Origin of the sequence: Bacillus sp. RZ2MS9 (assembly GCF_001816185.2) — a bacterium.
Lineage (GTDB): Bacteria > Bacillota > Bacilli > Bacillales > Bacillaceae_G > Bacillus_A > Bacillus_A cereus.
In genome coordinates, this window is the sequence record NZ_CP049978.1 from 800,802 (window position 1) to 820,011 (window position 19,210).

Genomic DNA, 19,210 nt, shown 5'->3' on the forward strand with positions numbered 1-19,210 from the left:
TCGATTATGAGTATAAAAGTGGATATGAGTTTAGATTGTAAAGGTTTGGCTTGTCCGATGCCTATTGTGAAAACTAAGAAGGCAATAGAAGGGTTAACACCAGGGCAGGTGATTGAAGTTAAGGCAACAGATAAAGGATCTACGGTAGATATAAAAAGTTGGGCGGGTAAAGTAGGACATCAATATATCGGGACGAAACACGAGGGTGATGTATTGGTGCATTATGTTAGGAAAGCAAACGAGCATGAAGTGAATGAAATTGTGAAATATCCTCATACAATTATGAATGCAGAATTACAGTCTATATTGTCTAATGGAGAAGAGAACATTGTATTAGATGTTCGCGAAGCAGCGGAATTTGCTTTTGGCCATATTCCATCCGCCATTTCGGTACCATTAGGTGAATTAGACAGCGCAGTATTAGATAAGACGAAGCAAATTTATGTTATTTGTCGAACTGGTAACCGTAGTGATGTAGCTTGCCAAATGTTGAATGAGAAAGGTTATTTAAATGTGAAAAATGTCATTCCAGGTATGGTAGAGTGGCAAGGGAATATAGAGAAGTAAATTTTTTTGAATAAAAATATACCTATGGGGGTAATGAAATGGATGTTAAACCGTTACAAGCAAAAGATGTGGCAGAGAAAGTGCTATTCGGAGAGTTATTCATTTTAGATGTTCGTAATGAGGCGGATTATGAAGATTGGAAAATTGAAGGGAAACAAGTTTCTTCTATTAATAGACCTTACTTTGACTTGTTAGATGGTGTAGATCATATTGTAAGTGAATTACCTAAAGATAAAGATGTTTTAGTAGTATGTGCAAAAGAAGGGTCTTCTATATTTGTAGCAGAGCAATTAACAGAGGCTGGATTAGAAAATATTTATTATTTAGCTGGTGGCATGAAGGCTTGGAGTGAATATGTAAAGCCTATAAAAGTTGGAGATTTAAAAAATGGTGGAAGTATGTATCAGTTTAACCGTCTTGGAAAAGGCTGTTTATCTTATATGGTCGTTTCAAATGGTGAAGCAGCAGTTATTGATGCAGTAAGAACAGTTGAAGCATATGAAGAATTTGCGAAAGAGCATGGCGTTACGATTACGAATGTAATGGATACACATTTACATGCAGACCATATTTCCGGAGGACGTAAGTTAGCGGAAAAGATAGGTGGTACGTATTGGTTACCACCAAAAGATGCAGAGGAAGTTGTTTTCTCATACGAACCGCTTGTTGAAGGATCTGTTATTACGGTGGGGGGTACTAAAATTGTAATTGACGCATTATACTCACCAGGGCATACGATTGGAAGTACGTCATTCATTGTAGATGATTCTTATTTATTATCAGGCGATATTTTATTTGTAGATTCAATTGGGCGTCCTGATCTTGCTGGTAAGGCTGAAGATTGGGTGAGTGATTTACGTAATACTTTGTATAGCCGATATAAAGAGCTATCTCAAAATTTAGTTGTGTTACCGGCTCATTATTCAAAAATAAGTGAAATGAACGAAAGTGGTATCGTTAGTGCAAAATTAAAAGATTTATTTGAGCATAATGCAGGATTAAATATTGAGGATGAGGGAGAGTTCCGTAAAGTTGTAACAGAAAACTTACCACCTCAGCCAAATGCATATGAAGAAATTCGTCAAACCAATATGGGTAAAATTCACCCAAGTGTGGATAAAGAGCGTGAAATGGAGATTGGTCCAAATCGTTGTGCAGTGCACGAATAATGAAATAAATAAAAAATGGAGGAATTGATGATGAATATAAAACAAGTGTTAGATGCGAAAGGTTTAGCATGTCCAATGCCGATTGTAAGAACAAAGAGATCAATGGATGCTCTACAAACTGGAGAAGTGTTAGAAATACATGTAACGGATAAAGGGTCAGTTAAGGATATTCCAGCGTGGGCAAATAAAAGTGGTCATGACATCGTAAAGCATGTAGAAGAAGCTGAGGTGCTGAAGTTTTGGATTAAGAAGGCGTAGCATGTTTATAAATGTAGAGAGGTTGGTTATATGAATACAATATTAAGTACGCTTTTCATTGTACTGGCTACAGCGTTTGTTATTTCACGTTTTTTACCAGTGAAAGGTGTTCAAAATATAAGTGGAAAAGAATTAAAGAGTATAGCAGGAAAAAAGGGAAAACAATTCATCGATGTCCGTACAGTAGGTGAATATAGAGGGAATCATATGAAAGGCTTTCAAAATATCCCCCTAAATGATCTAGCAAGTAAGGCGAATCAATTAGATAAGAATAAGGAAGTAATCGTTATTTGCCAAAGTGGAATGAGAAGTAAGCAAGCAGCAAAGGTATTAAAGAAATTAGGATTTCAGCACGTTATCAATGTTTCAGGCGGTATGAATGGTTTGTGAGGAGGGAATTTAAAATGAAAGAAATGACAGTAAAAGAATTGGAAGAAAAATTGTTACGTAAAGAAGCAGTAAATATCGTGGACGTACGTGAAGTAGAAGAAGTAGCCGAAGGGAAAATTCCAGAAGCATGTAATATTCCACTAAGGCTATTAGAGTTTCGTATGCATGAGTTGGATAAAAAGAAAGAGTATATTATCGTTTGTCGTTCTGGCGGAAGAAGTGCACGAGCAGTTCAGTTTTTAGAGAGCTACGGTTTTCAAGCAATTAATATGGTAGGTGGTATGTTAGCATGGGAAGGTAAAGTCGTATAGTACAGGGATACATGATTTGAGCCTTTTTATAAATGATAAAATACCCCTATAGGTAATCGGAGGGAGAACAACATGGAACAACAGAAGAAAACAACAATCGTTTTATTTAGCGGAGATTATGATAAAGCAATGGCTGCTTATATTATTGCAAATGGTGCAGCGGCGTATGATCAAGAGGTAACTATTTTTCATACTTTTTGGGGATTAAATGCTTTAAGGAAAGATGAGCATGTGAAGGTAAAGAAAACTTTTATAGAAAAAGTGTTTGGAAAAATGATGCCACGCGGTGCGGATAAGATGGGATTATCAAAAATGAATTTTGCAGGTATGGGACCAAAGATGATTAAAGGTATTATGAAAAAACATAATGCGATGCCTTTACCAGATTTAATTGATTTGGCGAAAGAACAGGGGATTAAACTTGTCGCTTGTCAAATGACAGTAGATTTATTAGGGTTAAAAGAGGAAGAGATTATGGAAGGGGTAGAGTTTGCAGGAGTAGGAGCTTATTTAGCAGATGCTTCGGATGGGAATGTAAACTTATTCATTTAATTCATCTTCTTTCTAGAAGGGAGGGGATGTAAGATGAGCTTAGTCGTATTACTTTTTATAATTGGATTTATAGGATCGTTTATATCAGGAATGGTTGGAATTGGCGGTGCGATTATTAATTATCCGATGATCTTATACATTCCGGTATTGCTGGGGTTTTCTGGATATACATCACATGAAGTGAGCGGTATTACAGCGGTACAAGTATTCTTTGCAACTTTTGCAGGCGCTTGGGCATACCGGAAAAGTAATGACATGAATAAAACATTAGTTATGTATATGGGAGCTAGTATATTAATAGGAAGCTTCATAGGGAGTTTCGGTGCTAACATATTAGAGGAACATACAGTCAATGTTGTTTATGCAGCATTAGCTACAATTGCAGCTATTATGATGTTTGTACCGAAACAAAATAATAGTGGAGATGTGAAGTATAATAAATGGTTAGCAAGCTTGTTAGCGTTCGTTGTAGGGGGAGCTTCAGGCATTATAGGAGCTGGAGGTTCGTTCCTTTTAGTTCCCATTATGCTAGTTATTTTAAAATTACCACTGCGCATGACGATCGCAACATCTATCGCTATTACGTTTATTTCCTCAATAGGGATTACTACAGGAAAAATGGTTACTGGGCAAGTAGTTATCATTCCAGCTCTAATTATTGCGGTTGCCAGTATATTTGCTGCGCCACTTGGAGCACGAGTCGGGAAGAGGCTAAATCAAAAAGTACTGCAATATGTATTGTCCACTTTAATTGTAGGCACTGCTGTTAAAATGTGGATCGATATGATATCAAAATAAAAGGATGGTGCTGCTTACAGCCCATCCTTTTATTTATTGCCCGTAAACCTAACGGATTATAGTTTTACTTTATGCCCAAATAACTTTCATTAAGTTTTTATATTCGTCATTTGCTAATTTATATAGCATTCTCGTATGTTCAAAGACAAGTGCTGGATTAAAGTTTGGTTCTGAGAATGCAAGAGATGTTGAAATATCAATTGCATTTTGCTTATTTAATGTGAATTTTGCAAAGCGATAAGATGTATTTAATTCATTGATGACATGTAAAATATCATTTGTTGATGTTGCATCAGGCACGTGAGCAACATTGAAGCAGTATATATCCACCGTAGGATGTTCGTTTTGGAAAGCAGCGATAAGTTGAATCTTTGCGCCAGCTTCAGTCTCTAATCCTACTGAAAAATGAACAGAGCCATCATTTTCATCTATATTTTCTTCCATGTATATATCGTTAGATTTTAAGTAGTCTTTAAAATCTGAGATGTTATGTTTTACTGCAGCTTTCATATGTATGAGCCCCCTGATAATTGGAATAGATTGCTACTATTTATTATAATTTAAAAATATTAAAAAAGATAGTTAGAAAGTTCTGATTTTTATATTTGGAAGAATATAAAGAAGCGGTTCTCTACCTCCATAGAGAACCGCTTCTATATTATTCATTGTCATTAGACGATGTTTCTGTATCTTCACTGCTATTTTTATTCTTATTTTTCACTTCATTGTTATTTGATTCGCGTTCACTTGAATTTTCAGACTTAGATTCTTTTGTCTTTTTCGAATCAGAGTTTGAGTCAGACTTTGTATATGCAGGTAGCCCAAGATGAGTACGAAGTTCATTTGTAACATTAGCTAATTCTTTTTTATCTGGATTGTAGTAGTAAGTTCGACCACCACCAGCAGATTTGCTACAAGTATCGTCACCTTTTGCCATGTAGCAATCATCACCTTGGATTTGTAATTTCTCAATTTCCGAATCCGATCCATATTTATAGAATGAAAGCATATCATCAAATGTTAAGTTTGTAACGAATTGTCCGTTAATATCATCAATGATGTTGCCAACTTTTGTTACAGAACCAACACTTGTTAGTTTCTTTAAAATAGCCTCGATAACGAGTTGTTGACGTTGTCCACGCATTGCATCACTATCGATGTGCCTTGTTCTAGCAAGAGCAAGAGCTTCTTCGCCATTTAGCTTTTGAACACCTTTTTCTAGATGAATAGCCTCAGCATTATCATTGCTATCTTGCTCAGTAAATTCAACTGGTACATCAACTTCAACACCGCCCAAGTCATCGACGATTTTTATAAATGATTTAAAGTTGAATTTTACAAAATAATCGACAGGAACATTCATTAATTTTTCAACTGCATCAATGCTTGCTTGTGGTCCACCATTTTTTCCGTTTTTAGCAGAACCGAATGCATGAGCGTGTGTAATTTTATCTTTTTTCTTTTCTATTGGAATATAAGTATATGTGTCACGTGGGATACTTAATAGTTTAACAGTTTTGCTATCTTTATTAAATGTTGCAAGTAAAAGCGCGTCTGTTCTTATAGCTTCACCATATTCTTTTCCACGGACATCGCTTTCATCGACACCCATTATTAAAACAGAGACATTGTTTGTAATAGGTTTTACAGCCTTATCACGTAAATCAGATTTATCACCGCGTGCTAAATCGTGTGCGGCATTTCGAACAGCAGAAGATGCTTTATTTACTAAAAACCAAGTATAACCGCCGCCTATTAATAAAACGAATAGTATAGCGCTTATAATAATTTTTATTTTTTTCTTATTTTTTTTCGGTTTATTGCGTGTATTTTCTTGCAAAGATGGGTTTTGCTCCATTTCCTGTACTCCTTCATTTGGATTGAAATACGACACTCATATCCACTTATTATAATGAAATTTAGCGAAAAAAAACATTACAAAACATTTACATTTCGTAAAAATTCAATATATTTATAAAAAGTCAGATTTTCTATATATTATTTGTCAGATGTAGAATAAGTATAAGGGCTTTTAGTAGAAATGAAAATATATATTATGAGAAAGTGATAGGGAAGTAAGATTTGTTGAAATATAGCCAAGAAGAAATGAGTAAGCTTACTTATTTCTTCTATATAATAAAGAAGAATTTGACGGATAAAGGAGAGAGCATAATGAATCATACATTATTCCGAGCAATCGCTGTGAATGAAACGGAAAATCATCAGTTTGTAAGTAAAGTTGTTGAGAGAGAAGTAAGTAGTTTACCTGAGGGAGACGTAATCATACAAGTTCATTATTCTTCATTAAATTATAAAGATGCTCTTTCAGCTACTGGTAATAAAGGTGTTACGAGAACATATCCTCATACGCCAGGAATTGATGCTGCAGGAGTAGTTGTGAGTAGTGAAGATGCTACCATTAAAGCAGGAGATCAAGTTATTGTAACGGGATATGATTTAGGTATGAATACCTCTGGTGGTTTCGGAGAATATATTCGCGTGCCATCATCTTGGGTCGTGCCTTTACCAGAAGGAATGTCATTAAAGGAAAGTATGATGTATGGGACAGCAGGTTTTACTGCGGCGTTGTCGGTATATAAGCTTATTGGGGCAGGAATCAAGCCTAATATGGGAGATGTTTTAGTAACGGGTGCTACAGGCGGCGTAGGCAGTGTAGCTGTTAGTATATTAAGTAAGTTAGGGTTTAACGTAGTAGGAGCGACAGGAAAAATGGAAGAGAAAGATATGCTACTACGTCTAGGAGCGAAAAAAGTGATTCATCGCGCGGAATTGAATGATGAATCAGGAAGACCGATGTTAAAAGGGATATACGCCGGAGTTATTGATACTGTAGGTGGACGTATGTTAGAAACAGCTTTAAAAACAGTAAAGTATGGTGGTTGTGTAACGACATGCGGTAATGTGGCAGGTCAGGAATTACAAACAACGGTATATCCGTTTATTTTACGAGGCATAAGCCTTTTAGGGATAGATTCTGTGCAATGTCCAGCAGATGTGAGAAGTGATGTGTGGACGCTCTTAGCAAATGAATGGAGTAATAAAGAGTTAAGATCTTATACAGGAGAATGTACATTAGAAGAATTAGAGGAGAAGTTTACACTTATATTGCAAGGAAAGTTAAAAGGAAGAACAGTTGTTAAAATATAATAAGAAAGAGACGCTTACATTAGCGTCTCTTTCTTATTATAATGATTGTTTTAAATTGATTTTTCCTTGTTCACCTAAAACACCGTCAGCGATATTTACAGCGTGATCGCCAATGCGCTCTAAGTTACTTACCATATCGACGAAGATGATACTTGCATCACCTGAACAGCTGCGTTCGTTTAGACGTAATACGTGACGTTTACGAAGAACACGTTCCATTTGGTCGATTTTGCGTTCTTTTGCAATAACAGTTTGAGCTAGTTCAGTATCGAAGTTTGTTAAAGCTTCAACTGAGTCTTGCAGTGTTGAAATTGTTAACTCAAGCATTTCGTTTAATTCAGCTAATGCTTCATCTGATAGTGAAACACGGTTTGAAATTTGGAAATCTACAAGTTCTACAAGGTTTTCTACATGATCACCGACACGTTCAATATCTCCAACAACACCTGCTAAAACAGAATGTTTTTCAGAATCCGTAGGTGAAAGTGGCTTTTCTGATAGTAAAACTAAATACTCGGTAATTTTTTTATCTAAATTGTTAATAGCTCCTTCTAATTGAGTAGCCATGTTTGCGTGTTTTTTGTCTTGTGTATTTAAAAATTGATTTGCTTCTTTTAATCCATGTAATGAGAACTCAGCCATACGGATAATCTCTTTTTGAGCTTCAGTTAAAGCGATGGCTGGAGATTGTTCAATAAAGATTGGATTTAAATGTTGTGGTTTGAAGTCAATCGCTGCATCTTCACCACGAATAATTTTTGTTACGATCCATGCTAACACTGCAATGAACGGGAATTGAATGATTGTATTTGTTACGTTAAATGTTCCGTGTGCAAATGCAATAGTCATTTCTGGGTTCAAGTTTAATGATGTTTGGAAATATTGAATTAAACTTGTAAATGGTACTAATAAAATTGTAAAGATAATTGTACCGATAATATTAAAGATAACGTGAACTAATGCTGCACGTCTTGCGGCAATAGAAGTACCGATTGCTGCTAATACAGCTGTAATTGTTGTACCGATGTTATCACCGAATAATACAGGAAGAGCTGCTTGTAAATCGATTGCACCTTGACCAAATAGTTCTTGTAAAATACCGATAGTTGCACTTGAGCTTTGTACAATTAAAGTAAAGACTGTACCGACAACAATTCCTAAAATTGGATTATCACTCATGCTAACTGTTAATTCTTGGAATGATTCTAAAGAACGAAGAGGTTTCATACCTGCACTCATTAATTCTAAACCGAAGAATAACATACCAAAACCGAATACAACTTGACCTACAGAATGTACTTTTTTATTTTTAAAGAAGAATAGTAAGATTGCTCCAATTGCCATAACTGGGAGAGCATATTCTCCGATTTTAATTCCGATAATAAATGCAGTAACTGTCGTACCGATGTTTGCACCCATAATAACACCGATTGCTTGTCTTAATGTCATAAATCCGGCACTTACAAGTCCGACTGTTAAAGCAGTTGTTCCTGAACTGGATTGGATTAATACCGTAACTAACATACCTGCTAGTACACCCATAAGTGGGTTTGTTGTAAAACGATCTAGAATATCGCGAAGACGATCTCCAGCTGCTTGTTGCAGTCCATCGCCCATGTATTTAATCCCGAATAAGAAAATACCTAATCCACCAATGAACTGGAAGATCATATCTTGAACATTATATTCCACGCATTCCACTCCTTAAATTTCATGTACGATGTAATTATTAACTGAACCTTGAGGCACTGTAAACGGTTTGCTAGTAAAATTTACACTAAATTTACAAAGAGAAGAAAAGTTTACAATCCCTTAAAGAAACAGCTGTGTTTTATTGGTTTTCATCTTGTATAAATCTTAATTTTGTAAAGAAATCACACTTTTTAGAATAATATTGTTCAGTCGAATATTAAGGAAAGCGTCTGCGAGTTCATCGTATATTTTTTGATGAAAGTTAAAAAAATATGTAGGAAAATGCATGTAGTTTTATAACAGCAAAACGAGGGGAAATAATTCTTTTAACACGATAAAAAAGCCACTGAATTATCCAGCAGCTTTTTCCGTGTTTTTATCGCCATGCTTTTGTTTTCTTATGCTTGTAATGTAAATGAAGAGAAAAGCAATAAGTAATAGAGAGGAGTAACGATATACAGTTGCATAGTTTGTAAAATGAGCAATAAATCCAAATATAATCGCTCCAGCGCCGATTCCAAGGTCAAATGCGGAGAAGAATGTAGCCGTTGCTACGCCGCGTCGATGCGGTGCTACGCGGTCAATCATCCATGCTTGTAGTGCAGGTTGGATCGCTCCAAAACCACTTCCGTAACATGCTGCAGCAATAATTAAGCTCGGAATTGTCGTCGTATACGACAATAAAATAATGCCTGTAAAAGTTATAATAACTCCCGGAATGATGACGAATGTATGGCCTTTCGCATCATATAGCTTTCCAGAGAATGGACGAGTTACAGCGATTGCTAGTGCGTTACATAAAAAGAAGAGACTAATATCAGCTATGCCGACTTCTGTAGCAAATAGAGTGATAAAACTTCCGATTCCTCCGTACATTAATGTAATACATAATATTAATAATGAAGGAAGTAAAGCTTTACGCTCAATAAATCCATCGAGAAAAGTACTAGATGATTGTTGTGGAGGCTGTTTCGATTTTTGGATTTGAAGTAGTTTCGTTAATATTAATGAAACAATTGTGCACGATAATGCACATAAAAAAAGAATTGTGAAGTTATATGTTTGCATAAGCCATAGTCCGATAAGTGGACCGAGGGCCATTGCAATTGTTCCAGAAAGGCCAAAATATCCCATGCCTTCTCCGCGGCGAGCTGAGGGAATTAAATCAGAAACGACAGTTCCATATGTAGTCGTTGTAATACCGAAACCAGCTCCGTGTAAAATACGAACAGCAAGCAAGAGAAAGATAGTTGAGGCGAAAAGGTAACTGCCCATAGCGAGTAAACAGATAGCAGTGCCGATCATTAAAATGATTTTTTTATTGAATTTTTGCAAGGCGTTCCCAGTTAGCGGTCTAACAAAAAGTGCCGCAACGGTAAACATGCCGACAACAAATCCGATATTGGAACTTGTGCCACCAATTTCTTTCACATAAACAGGTAAGGTTGGAATTAACATTTGAAACCCTAAAAACATACATAAGTTTGCAAAAATTAAAGCAACAAACTCTTTCGTCCATAACGGTTCTCGTTTTACGAGTATTGCTTCTCCCATATATTCATCCCCTATATAAAATTTTCTCTTTTCTTTCGAGTATATGTATTGGCCAATGCAACAGTCAAGGAAGGTGTCTTGAAAACGGATAACAATTTTTAAGATGAAAAACTGACAAATTTGTGTAAAAGCTACACAACTATGAAAAAAAGATGTAAAGTATAGATGTATAGACTTGTAGGTGTTAAGAATGATAGAAATTGTTTTTTCTTTAAAGAAAGCGGATTTAAAAGAGTAGTGAACAAGAAGGGGATATATACTTTTTCACTACATATATTTGAAAGGGTTTACAATATGATGAAGAAAGAGGCGTGTACATATGAGACGATTAGGTATTTCTATTTATCCAGAACATTCAACAGTAGAGAAAGATAAGGAGTATTTAACATTAGCAAGTAAATATGGATTTACACGTGTGTTCACATGTTTATTATCTGTGGATGGAGAAAAAGAGAAAATTATAGAAGAATTTAAAGAAACGATCTCTCATGCGAATGCATTAGGGTTCCAAGTATTAGTTGATATTAGTCCATCTGTTTTTGAACAATTAGGTATTTCGTATAATGATTTATCATTCTTCCATGAATTAGGTGCGTACGGTATTCGTTTAGATGTTGGTTTCTCAGGATTAGAAGAATCAATTATGACTTATAATCCGTATGGTTTGAAAATTGAGATTAATATGAGTAATGGTACGAAGTATGTAGATAACATTATGAGTCATAGACCAAATCGTGAAAATTTAATTGGTTGTCATAATTTTTATCCGCATCGTTATTCAGGATTATCATACGATCATTTCATTAAATGCTCGAAACAATTTAAAGATTACGGTATGAGAACGGCAGCTTTTATTTCATCATTTGATGCAACATACGGACCTTGGCCAGTAACAGAAGGGTTATGTACATTAGAGCAGCATCGTGAATTACCGATGACAACACAGGCGAAGCATTTATTCGCGACTGAATTAATTGATGATGTTATTATTGCAAACGCATATGCGTCAGAAGAAGAATTACAAGCACTAGGTGCATTAAATAAAGAGAAACAAACATTTGATATAGAAATATATGATACAACGACAGAACTAGAAAGAATTATCGTATTAGACGAACCACATTTTTATCGCGGAGATGTATCTGAATATATGATTCGTTCTACACAAAGTCGTGTGAAATATAAAAAAGAAGAATTTAAACCTCATAATACGCGCGAAATTAAGCGTGGAGATTTATTAATTGATAATGAACAATATGGCCAGTATAAAGGCGAATTACAAATTGCATTAAAAGATATGGTGAATACAGGAAAAACAAATGTAGTTGGTCGAATTGTAGAAGAAGAGATTTTCTTACTAGACTATTTACAAGCATGGGATAAATTCGGATTTACATTAAAGAAATAGAGAGAATATAAAGGGGAAAAACTACTGATTTCAGCAGCTTTTCCCCCTTTATATATAAAGAGCGAGAGGAAGAGCTATGACAAAGGTGCATCAGCGATTAATTTCTATTTTAGAGGAATTTTTAGAAGAGAAATCGATGTTAAATCGAGCTTTTTTAGCAGGCCGTTTACATGTATCAACGAAGACGATTCAAAAGGATATAAAATTATTAAATGATATATTGGAAGAAAACGGAGCGAAAATCGAATCGCAAAGAGGGAATGGGTACGAATTAGAAATTATACAAAAGAAGAAATTTGAAGACTTTTGTGTGAGTCTATTTCAAAAACAGACGGAAAAGATCCCAACTTCTTATGAAGAAAGAATAGCGTACATTCTGCAGCGTGTTTTAATGACAGAGGGATATGTGAAGCTTTCAGAATTAGCGGAAGAGATGTATGTGAGCAAATCAACGGTCAATTTAATTATGAAAGATGTTACAGATATATGTGGTTGCTATGAATTACAAATTGAGAAGAGACCATATTATGGTATACGTATTGTTGGAGAGGAATTTAATATTCGTTCTTGTTTATCACAATATGGTTTACCGCGTTATGACCATACTCCGTTCCATGAGCAATTTGAGCAGACGGAGACATATTTATCGCTACCTCATATATCACTTATTCGTTCAATTATATTAAAGTATATTGAAGGCGGAACAATATATTTATCTGATATAGAAATTGATAATTTAGTCATTCATATTGCAATCGCATTAAAGCGTTGTCAAAGTCAACATTATATGAAAGGACTGCATGCGGAGCAATCAGAACTTATACTAAAGAAAGAATATACAATTGCGAAGCAGATTTTAGGAGATTTAGAGAAAGAGTTGAAATTTTCATTTCCAGAAGAAGAAGTATTATATGTGACGATGCATTTATTAAGTACTGCTGTTACAACGAGAGATCGCTATGAAAATGTAGAAGAGCTATTAGGGAAAGATATATATGCATTTATGCAACATATTCTTTTTAAAGTAGCGGAAGAACGGAATCTTATTTTTTATTATGATGAAGAATTATTATTTGGATTTGGTATTCATTTAAAAACGTTATTAAATCGTTTGAAGTATAAGTTAAATACGAGAAATCCTCTTTTGGCAGAAGTGAAAAAGAACTATCCGTATGCTTTTGAAATTGCGGTTCTTGTTGGAGATATCATTGGTGAATATACGGGAGAATCGATCCCTGAAAGTGAAATTGGTTATATTGCAATTCACTTCGGCGGAGCGATGAGCCGTTTGCAGGAGCAAAATCAAAAGAAAAGATGCTTATTAGTTTGTGCGACTGGTCAAGGAAGTGCACAACTATTAAAATATAAAATTTTATCACAGTTCCGAGATAAATTAGAGATTGTAGGTATTACAGGCTATTATCAATTGAAAGTAGAAGATCTTTATAAAGAAAAAATAGATTGTATTATTAGTACGATTCATATACCGAGTGGCTTGCCTGTTCCAGTTATAAAAGTGAATTCAATATTTGATGATAAAGAGATTAAATCGATTGGTCAGCGGTTGTTTACGCATGTGAATACTAGTGTGCAGCCTTATATTAAGGAAGATTTAATCTTTTTAAATCATAATGCTTCTACGAAAGAGGATGTTATTCAGTTTTTATGTGAAAAAGCTGCTGAGAAACGCTATGTACCAGAAAACTTTTATGCTTCTGTTATGGAAAGAGAAAATACGTCTCCGACAGCGGTTGGGAATTCAGTTGCAATCCCGCATCCGATGCAGTTATTAAGTGAGGAAACTTTTCTGATGTTTTGCACACTTGAAAAGGCTGTTGATTGGGGAGATAAAAAAGTACAAGTAATTATTTTATTTAGTGTAAAGCGCAATAATAATGAAGATTTGCAAAGGCTTTATGATTTTTTATATGATATTATGTCTAGTCAAACTACGATAGAGAAACTTACTCAGACCGAGGTAATTGAAGATTTTCAAGAAATTTTATTATCATTTTGAAAAAGTATATAAAAACTTCCGTTACATAACGGAAGTTTTTTATGTTTAATTGTATGCGTTTTCATAATAAGATAAAAATATAGAAAACATATAGCTTGGGGGAATTTAAAATGGCTGATATGCAAACTCCATTTGCGTTAATTTTACATGGTGGCAATGCGAGAAGCGCGGCGCTTGAAGCAATTGCTTTTGCAAGACAAGGAGATTTCGGGAATGCCGGTGAAAAGATGAAACTTGCTAGTGAGGAAATTTCAGCAGCGCACCGTATTCAAACGGATTTAATTCAAGAAGAGGCAAGAGGAAATCATGCAGAAATTAGTTTACTGTTAGTGCACGCACAAGATCATTTAATGAATGCAATTACAGTGAAAGAACTGGCTGAAGAATTTATTGCTCTTCATAAACGAGTAGAAGAGAAAGTGACCGTATAAGATGTACATTTTATTATGTTGTGCAGCAGGTATGTCAACGAGTATGGTCGTAAGAAAAATGCAGGAAGAGGCAAAGAAACAGGGGAAGAATTATAAAATTAAGGCGGTTGATTCAGAACTAGTGAAGCTTGAAATTAAGGAAGCCGATGTCGTTTTAATTGGCCCACAGGTGAAATATTTATTTCCAGCTGTAGAGTTTCTTGCAAATTCATACAATATACCAGTTGCGATTATAGACCAACGAGATTATGGTATGTGTGATGGTTTGAAAGTGCTTAAGCAAGCAGAACAATTAGTTTTAGCATAATTATATCTTTTTAAATATAAACATTATAATGTTATAAAGTTTATTTCATTCTTTTATAGTAGAGAGAAAGAGGAGGGCTATTGATGAATGGGTTTATGAGTTTTATGGAACAAAAGATTATGCCAACAACGCAAAAAATTGCAGGACAACGACATTTATTAGCAATTCGAAACGGGGTTATTTCTACATTACCGTTAACGATCGTCGGATCATTTTTCGTTATCTTTTTAAATTTACCAATTGATGCATATATGGAATGGATTGCACCGTTTCGCCATATTCTAGATATTCCATTTCGATTTACAGTAGGACTAATGGCATTATACGCAGCATTTGGAGTAGGGGCTTCGCTCGCGAACTTTTATCAGCTCAATCAGTTAAGTGCAGGGTTATTATCTGTACTCGCCTTTTTACTAGCATCAGTTGAACCAATTCAAATTACGAAAGCTGTACCAGGTGTTATTGATGCAGGGAGATATATTTCAGTAGGAACATTAAGTGCAACGTCTTTATTCGGCGCAATTGTTACAGCATTAATTGCAGTAGAAATTTATCATTTTATGATTAAGCATAATATCTCGATTAAATTACCAGATAGTGTACCACCAGCAGTTTCAAATTCGTTTGCAGCATTAATTCCAACGTTAGCAGTTATTCTTTTATTCTGGGGCATTCGCTACGGTTTGAAATTCGATGTAAATACAACAATTACATATTTAATCGCACCATTAAAATCAGTATTAGTAGGAAATAATTTATTCGGTGGTTTATTAACAGTATTCTTAATCGTGTTTTTCTGGTCATTCGGTATACATGGACCAGCGATTTTAGGACCAATTATTCGTCCGATGTGGGATTCAGCAATTCTTGAAAATATGGAAGTGTTCACGGCTACAGGAAATGCACATCAATTACCAAACTTATTTACAGAGCAATTCATTCAATGGTTCGTATGGATTGGCGGATCAGGTTCAACGTTAGCTTTAGTAATTATGTTTATGTTCTCTAAATCTAAGTTCCTAAAAGAGTTAGGTAGATTATCATTCGTACCAGGTTTATTCAATATTAACGAACCAATTATTTTCGGTGCACCAATTGTAATGAACCCAATCTTAATTATTCCGTTCGTTATTACACCGTTAGTGACAACGACAGTATCATATTTCGCAGTTGTTTCAGGTATGATTCCACTCATGATGGCGAAACTGCCATTTACGATGTTAGCACCAATTGCAGCGGTAATTAGTACGGACTGGACAATTATGGCTGGTGTACTTGTACTTGTTAACTTTGTTATCTCGTTCGTTATTTACTATCCATTCTTCAAAATGTATGAGAAACAACAATTAGCAGGAGAGGAGAAAACAGAATGCTCGGAGCAATTATCATCTTAATTACATTCGTGGTCGGACAGTGTATTGCCCATTATTCGAAATGGGTACAAAGTAAATCTTTATTAGTGTTACTATTAGTATCAGTTTTATTTATCGGTTGTTCAATGGGTGCATATGTAATGTTAGGATTGCAATCACCGTACGTAATTATTGTACCGACAATTTTATGTGCAACGTGTTTATCTGCAAAATATAGATTTACGAGCATGGCATTAATACAACGTGTGAAGGAGATGCAAAAGCATGGAGCGTAAATTAGGAATTTCACTTTATCCAGAACATTCAACGAAAGAAAAAGATATGGCTTATATTTCCGCAGCGGCACGACACGGTTTTTCAAGAATATTTACTTGTTTGTTATCTGTGAATCGTCCGAAAGAAGAAATTGTAGCTGAATTTAAAGAAATTATTAATCATGCGAAAGATAACGATATGGAAGTTATTTTAGATGTAGCTCCGGCTGTGTTTGATCAGCTTGGTATTAGTTATAGCGATCTATCATTTTTCGCAGAGTTAGGCGCAGACGGTATTCGTTTAGATGTAGGTTTTGACGGATTAACGGAAGCGAAAATGACGAATAATCCGTACGGTTTAAAAATTGAGTTAAATGTAAGTAACGATATTGCGTACTTAGAAAATATTCTTTCGCATCAAGCGAATAAATCAGCTTTAATTGGTTGCCATAATTTTTATCCGCAAAAATTCACTGGTCTTCCGTACGATTATTTCATTCGCTGCAGTGAACGCTTTAAAAAGCATGGTATTCGCAGTGCAGCCTTTATTACATCACATGCTGCAAACATCGGTCCATGGGATATTAACGACGGATTATGTACGTTAGAAGAGCATCGTAATTTACCAATTGAAGTACAAGCGAAGCATTTATGGGCAACAGGGCTAATCGATGATGTCATTATCGGAAATGCTTATGCGAGTGAGGAAGAGTTAGAAAAACTAGGAAACTTAAATCGCTACATGTTACAGCTAAAAGTACACTTTGTAGACGAAGCGACTGAAGTAGAGAAGAGAGCTACGCTGCAAGAATTACACGTAAGGCGCGGCGACATAACAGAGTATATGGTACGTTCTACAGAAGTACGTAAAAAGTACAAAGATTATGACTTCCCAGTGCGCGAAAGTGTGCTACAGGAAAGAGGGCAAGTTGTAATTGGTAATAACTCATTCGGAAAGTATAAAGGTGAACTGCAAATCATCTTGAAAGAAATGCCGATAGATGAACGGAAAAATATCGTCGGTACAATTGCGGAAGAGGAGTTATTCTTACTAGATTATGTAGGAGCTTGGACGCAGTTTACTTGTGTGGAATAGGGAAGATAGGGGGCGTTCCAAATTTTGGACCGCCTTTTTAATATTAAAGTACTTTTAACGTCAAAATTTGTCGGTAAATCGATATCTCTTGTCGAATCGTTGATATATTATAAATTACGATAGATATATTCGAAAAATCGTTGATATATTGTAGGTTACGATAGATATATTTGAAAAATCGTTGATATATTGTAGGTTACGATAGATATATTTGAAAAATCGTTGATATAATTTCATTTACTATGTCATTTTTCAGTAGTTTAATAGAGTAAAAAAGAGCCAGCCTCAACGATGAGACTGACTCTTTTTTACTAACTAGTTTAATACTTTAACTGTAACTGTTTTACGTCCCCAGCTACTTGATGTACCTTTATCTGGCATTAAAACGTCGATTTTATTACCTTTAATAGCTCCACCAGTATCACCAGCGATTGCTACTCCGTAACCTTCAACCCATACTTTTGAACCTAATGGAATTACACTTGGATCAACTGCAATAAGTTTCATGTTTGGATTAGCTGTTAAGTTATGACCTAAAGCTGATTTTACTTGGTCGCCTGCTTTATAACCATTTTCAAGTGGATCTGCTGTGTAAGCTGTTGCTACAACTTGGAACTCACGAGAAGAAGATTGTGTGTTTTTCTCAGTTTCTTTTGCAACAGGTTGTTGTGTAGCTGGTTTTTGAACTTTATTAGCCGCTTCACGATCAGCTGCCTCTTGAGCCTTAGCTGCTTTACGAGCTTCAGCTGCTGCCTCTTGAGCTTTAGCTGCTTCACGAGCTTCAGCATCTGCCTGAGCTTTAGCTTCTGCTTGAGCCTTAGCTGCTTCTTGAGCTTTAGCTGCTGCTTGAGCTTCAGCTGCTTCCTGAGCTTTAGCTGCTTCACGAGCTTTAGCCGCTTCTTGAGCTTTAGTTTCTGCTTGAGCTTCAGCATCTGCCTGAGCTTTAGCTTCTGCTTGAGCCTTAGCTGCTTCACGAGCTTTAGCTGCTTCCTGAGCTTTAACTTCTGCTTGAGCTTCTGCCGCTTCACGAGCTTTAGTTGCTTCTTGAGCTTTAGCTTTTGCTTGAGTTTCAGCTACTTCCTGAGCTTTAACTGCTTCACGAACTTTAGCTGTATCTTGAACATTAGTCGTTTTTTCAACTTTAACTACTGGTTGAACTTTAACTGGTGCTTTACCTGTTAAGTAAGGAACATGAACATAAGCTGTTTTTCCGTTATATTCAAATTGAATCCAATCATTCTGTACTTGGTGTGTTGTTTCAATTACATCATCTTTTTTCAACTTACCAAGAATCTCTGAGTCTGTGTTTGCTCCAGCACGTACGTTTAATACGTTTGCTGTTACGTAGTAAGTGTCTTTTGTATAGTCAGCGCTTATGAAAGCTTCTTTACCGCTATTCAATTGAACTTTTGACCAACCATTTTCTGTATGTAAAACATTTACTTTATATCCATCTAATAATTTTCCTACAACTTTTGATTCAGTAGTTGGGTTTTCTCGTACGTTTAGTACGTCAGTCGTTACGATTGTTTCTGCTTTAGCAGATGTTGTGAAAATCCCAAGACCAAAAACCGCTGCTGTTGCTATACCCATAAATTTTTTCATAATAGCCTCCATTGCATTTGTTTTCGTTGACCTCATTATAGCAACCATTATTTTCTTATTTGCGAAAAACATAAAATTACAAAGCTTTCGTAACGGGGCATTAATATTCTGTAACAATTCCATAAATATCCTGATAGCGCTTCCTTGTTGTTTTTTGGCGTATCAGGGCATATGAAACACAAAATGAGTAGTATTTCAATTACTGTAACGTTAATAATATTACGGTAATATTTCTAGGTGATATCTATAGTGTTACGAAA

The 19,210-nt window shown here is 35.4% G+C and carries 20 protein-coding genes; 15 read left to right on the forward strand and 5 right to left on the reverse strand.

Annotation, left to right across the window (positions count from 1 at the left end):
• Nucleotides 1-6 precede the first annotated feature (6 nt).
• From BHV55_RS04120 to BHV55_RS04150, 7 genes are all read left to right on the forward strand, one after another.
• Complete coding sequence (locus BHV55_RS04120) at nucleotides 7-567, forward strand: sulfurtransferase TusA family protein (protein WP_016513701.1); 561 nt, start codon at nucleotides 7-9, stop codon at nucleotides 565-567.
• Nucleotides 568-605: 38 nt separating this feature from the next.
• Nucleotides 606-1,736, forward strand: a complete 1,131-nt coding sequence (locus BHV55_RS04125) for an MBL fold metallo-hydrolase (protein ID WP_070757362.1) — start codon at nucleotides 606-608, stop codon at nucleotides 1,734-1,736.
• A gap of 27 nt (nucleotides 1,737-1,763) precedes the next feature.
• Complete coding sequence (locus BHV55_RS04130; protein ID WP_070757361.1) at nucleotides 1,764-1,994, forward strand: sulfurtransferase TusA family protein; 231 nt, start codon at nucleotides 1,764-1,766, stop codon at nucleotides 1,992-1,994.
• A gap of 30 nt (nucleotides 1,995-2,024) precedes the next feature.
• The gene (locus BHV55_RS04135) at nucleotides 2,025-2,384 is read left to right on the forward strand and encodes a rhodanese-like domain-containing protein (protein WP_065704839.1); all 360 of its coding nucleotides are present in this window, start codon (nucleotides 2,025-2,027) and stop codon (nucleotides 2,382-2,384) included.
• 14 nt (nucleotides 2,385-2,398) lie between these two features.
• Nucleotides 2,399-2,695 (forward strand): rhodanese-like domain-containing protein, encoded by a 297-nt coding sequence (locus tag BHV55_RS04140; protein WP_070757360.1) that lies wholly within the window; start codon nucleotides 2,399-2,401, stop codon nucleotides 2,693-2,695.
• 72 nt (nucleotides 2,696-2,767) lie between these two features.
• Nucleotides 2,768-3,247 carry a DsrE/DsrF/DrsH-like family protein gene (locus tag BHV55_RS04145; protein WP_000437728.1) on the forward strand — a complete coding sequence of 160 codons (480 nt, stop codon included), beginning with the start codon at nucleotides 2,768-2,770 and terminating at the stop codon, nucleotides 3,245-3,247.
• 33 nt (nucleotides 3,248-3,280) lie between these two features.
• Complete coding sequence (locus BHV55_RS04150) at nucleotides 3,281-4,045, forward strand: sulfite exporter TauE/SafE family protein (protein WP_000060715.1); 765 nt, start codon at nucleotides 3,281-3,283, stop codon at nucleotides 4,043-4,045.
• 69 nt (nucleotides 4,046-4,114) lie between these two features.
• Here the strand turns inward: BHV55_RS04150 and BHV55_RS04155 are convergent, their stop codons facing one another.
• Both BHV55_RS04155 and BHV55_RS04160 read right to left on the reverse strand, forming a co-directional pair.
• A complete protein-coding gene (locus BHV55_RS04155) occupies nucleotides 4,115-4,555 on the reverse strand; it encodes a hypothetical protein (protein WP_000642362.1) in 441 nt (146 codons plus the stop codon).
• A 148-nt stretch (nucleotides 4,556-4,703) separates the two neighbouring features.
• Nucleotides 4,704-5,903 carry an LCP family protein gene (locus BHV55_RS04160; protein ID WP_000437392.1) on the reverse strand — a complete coding sequence of 400 codons (1,200 nt, stop codon included), beginning with the start codon at nucleotides 5,901-5,903 and terminating at the stop codon, nucleotides 4,704-4,706.
• 314 nt (nucleotides 5,904-6,217) lie between these two features.
• Here BHV55_RS04160 and BHV55_RS04165 point away from each other — a divergent pair, with 314 nt between their 5' ends.
• Nucleotides 6,218-7,213: a YhdH/YhfP family quinone oxidoreductase gene (locus tag BHV55_RS04165; protein ID WP_070757359.1), complete on the forward strand. Its 996-nt coding sequence runs from the start codon at nucleotides 6,218-6,220 to the stop codon at nucleotides 7,211-7,213.
• A 36-nt stretch (nucleotides 7,214-7,249) separates the two neighbouring features.
• Here the strand turns inward: BHV55_RS04165 and BHV55_RS04170 are convergent, their stop codons facing one another.
• Together BHV55_RS04170 and BHV55_RS04175 are read right to left on the reverse strand one after the other, a co-directional pair.
• Entirely contained in the window at nucleotides 7,250-8,905 is a 1,656-nt protein-coding gene (locus BHV55_RS04170; RefSeq protein ID WP_000456270.1) for a Na/Pi cotransporter family protein, read from the reverse strand.
• Nucleotides 8,906-9,256: 351 nt separating this feature from the next.
• Nucleotides 9,257-10,459 carry an MFS transporter gene (locus BHV55_RS04175; protein ID WP_000503237.1) on the reverse strand — a complete coding sequence of 401 codons (1,203 nt, stop codon included), beginning with the start codon at nucleotides 10,457-10,459 and terminating at the stop codon, nucleotides 9,257-9,259.
• 319 nt (nucleotides 10,460-10,778) lie between these two features.
• Here BHV55_RS04175 and BHV55_RS04180 point away from each other — a divergent pair, with 319 nt between their 5' ends.
• The 7 genes from BHV55_RS04180 to BHV55_RS04210 all read left to right on the forward strand — a co-directional run bounded on the left by BHV55_RS04180 (nucleotide 10,779) and on the right by BHV55_RS04210 (nucleotide 17,345).
• Nucleotides 10,779-11,867 (forward strand): DUF871 domain-containing protein, encoded by a 1,089-nt coding sequence (locus tag BHV55_RS04180; RefSeq protein ID WP_001253348.1) that lies wholly within the window; start codon nucleotides 10,779-10,781, stop codon nucleotides 11,865-11,867.
• 76 nt (nucleotides 11,868-11,943) lie between these two features.
• Nucleotides 11,944-13,884 (forward strand): BglG family transcription antiterminator, encoded by a 1,941-nt coding sequence (locus BHV55_RS04185; RefSeq protein WP_070757357.1) that lies wholly within the window; start codon nucleotides 11,944-11,946, stop codon nucleotides 13,882-13,884.
• Between the two features lie 110 nt (nucleotides 13,885-13,994).
• On the forward strand, nucleotides 13,995-14,315 hold the full coding sequence (locus BHV55_RS04190) for a PTS lactose/cellobiose transporter subunit IIA (RefSeq protein ID WP_000774631.1): 321 nt from the start codon (nucleotides 13,995-13,997) through the stop codon (nucleotides 14,313-14,315).
• 1 nt (nucleotide 14,316) lies between these two features.
• Nucleotides 14,317-14,622 carry a PTS sugar transporter subunit IIB gene (locus tag BHV55_RS04195; protein WP_000275642.1) on the forward strand — a complete coding sequence of 102 codons (306 nt, stop codon included), beginning with the start codon at nucleotides 14,317-14,319 and terminating at the stop codon, nucleotides 14,620-14,622.
• Nucleotides 14,623-14,705: 83 nt separating this feature from the next.
• Nucleotides 14,706-16,016: a PTS sugar transporter subunit IIC gene (locus BHV55_RS04200; RefSeq protein WP_001013053.1), complete on the forward strand. Its 1,311-nt coding sequence runs from the start codon at nucleotides 14,706-14,708 to the stop codon at nucleotides 16,014-16,016.
• Entirely contained in the window at nucleotides 15,992-16,270 is a 279-nt protein-coding gene (locus tag BHV55_RS04205) for a hypothetical protein (RefSeq protein ID WP_000900048.1), read from the forward strand. Before BHV55_RS04200 ends, BHV55_RS04205 begins: the two co-directional genes overlap by 25 nt.
• On the forward strand, nucleotides 16,260-17,345 hold the full coding sequence (locus tag BHV55_RS04210) for a DUF871 domain-containing protein (protein WP_061654740.1): 1,086 nt from the start codon (nucleotides 16,260-16,262) through the stop codon (nucleotides 17,343-17,345). Before BHV55_RS04205 ends, BHV55_RS04210 begins: the two co-directional genes overlap by 11 nt.
• A gap of 315 nt (nucleotides 17,346-17,660) precedes the next feature.
• On the opposite strand, the gene entC is transcribed toward BHV55_RS04210, so the two are convergent.
• Complete coding sequence (gene entC / locus BHV55_RS04215) at nucleotides 17,661-19,073, reverse strand: cell wall-binding protein EntC (protein ID WP_000421970.1); 1,413 nt, start codon at nucleotides 19,071-19,073, stop codon at nucleotides 17,661-17,663.
• Nucleotides 19,074-19,210 lie beyond the last annotated feature (137 nt).

Excerpts from the sequence above, each read along its gene's own strand:
- BHV55_RS04120 (WP_016513701.1), top strand. The coding sequence starts at position 7 with ATGAGTATAAAAGTGGATATGAGTTTAGATTGTAAAGGTTTGGCTTGT.
- BHV55_RS04125 (WP_070757362.1), top strand. The coding sequence starts at position 606 with ATGGATGTTAAACCGTTACAAGCAAAAGATGTGGCAGAGAAAGTGCTA.
- BHV55_RS04130 (WP_070757361.1), top strand. The coding sequence starts at position 1,764 with ATGATGAATATAAAACAAGTGTTAGATGCGAAAGGTTTAGCATGTCCA.
- BHV55_RS04135 (WP_065704839.1), top strand. The coding sequence starts at position 2,025 with ATGAATACAATATTAAGTACGCTTTTCATTGTACTGGCTACAGCGTTT.
- BHV55_RS04140 (WP_070757360.1), top strand. The coding sequence starts at position 2,399 with ATGAAAGAAATGACAGTAAAAGAATTGGAAGAAAAATTGTTACGTAAA.
- BHV55_RS04145 (WP_000437728.1), top strand. The coding sequence starts at position 2,768 with ATGGAACAACAGAAGAAAACAACAATCGTTTTATTTAGCGGAGATTAT.
- BHV55_RS04150 (WP_000060715.1), top strand. The coding sequence starts at position 3,281 with ATGAGCTTAGTCGTATTACTTTTTATAATTGGATTTATAGGATCGTTT.
- BHV55_RS04155 (WP_000642362.1), bottom strand. The coding sequence starts at position 4,555 with ATGAAAGCTGCAGTAAAACATAACATCTCAGATTTTAAAGACTACTTA.
- BHV55_RS04160 (WP_000437392.1), bottom strand. The coding sequence starts at position 5,903 with ATGGAGCAAAACCCATCTTTGCAAGAAAATACACGCAATAAACCGAAA.
- BHV55_RS04165 (WP_070757359.1), top strand. The coding sequence starts at position 6,218 with ATGAATCATACATTATTCCGAGCAATCGCTGTGAATGAAACGGAAAAT.
- BHV55_RS04175 (WP_000503237.1), bottom strand. The coding sequence starts at position 10,459 with ATGGGAGAAGCAATACTCGTAAAACGAGAACCGTTATGGACGAAAGAG.
- BHV55_RS04180 (WP_001253348.1), top strand. The coding sequence starts at position 10,779 with ATGAGACGATTAGGTATTTCTATTTATCCAGAACATTCAACAGTAGAG.
- BHV55_RS04185 (WP_070757357.1), top strand. The coding sequence starts at position 11,944 with ATGACAAAGGTGCATCAGCGATTAATTTCTATTTTAGAGGAATTTTTA.
- BHV55_RS04190 (WP_000774631.1), top strand. The coding sequence starts at position 13,995 with ATGGCTGATATGCAAACTCCATTTGCGTTAATTTTACATGGTGGCAAT.
- BHV55_RS04195 (WP_000275642.1), top strand. The coding sequence starts at position 14,317 with ATGTACATTTTATTATGTTGTGCAGCAGGTATGTCAACGAGTATGGTC.
- BHV55_RS04200 (WP_001013053.1), top strand. The coding sequence starts at position 14,706 with ATGAATGGGTTTATGAGTTTTATGGAACAAAAGATTATGCCAACAACG.
- BHV55_RS04205 (WP_000900048.1), top strand. The coding sequence starts at position 15,992 with ATGCTCGGAGCAATTATCATCTTAATTACATTCGTGGTCGGACAGTGT.
- BHV55_RS04210 (WP_061654740.1), top strand. The coding sequence starts at position 16,260 with ATGGAGCGTAAATTAGGAATTTCACTTTATCCAGAACATTCAACGAAA.
- entC (WP_000421970.1), bottom strand. The coding sequence starts at position 19,073 with ATGGAATTGTTACAGAATATTAATGCCCCGTTACGAAAGCTTTGTAAT.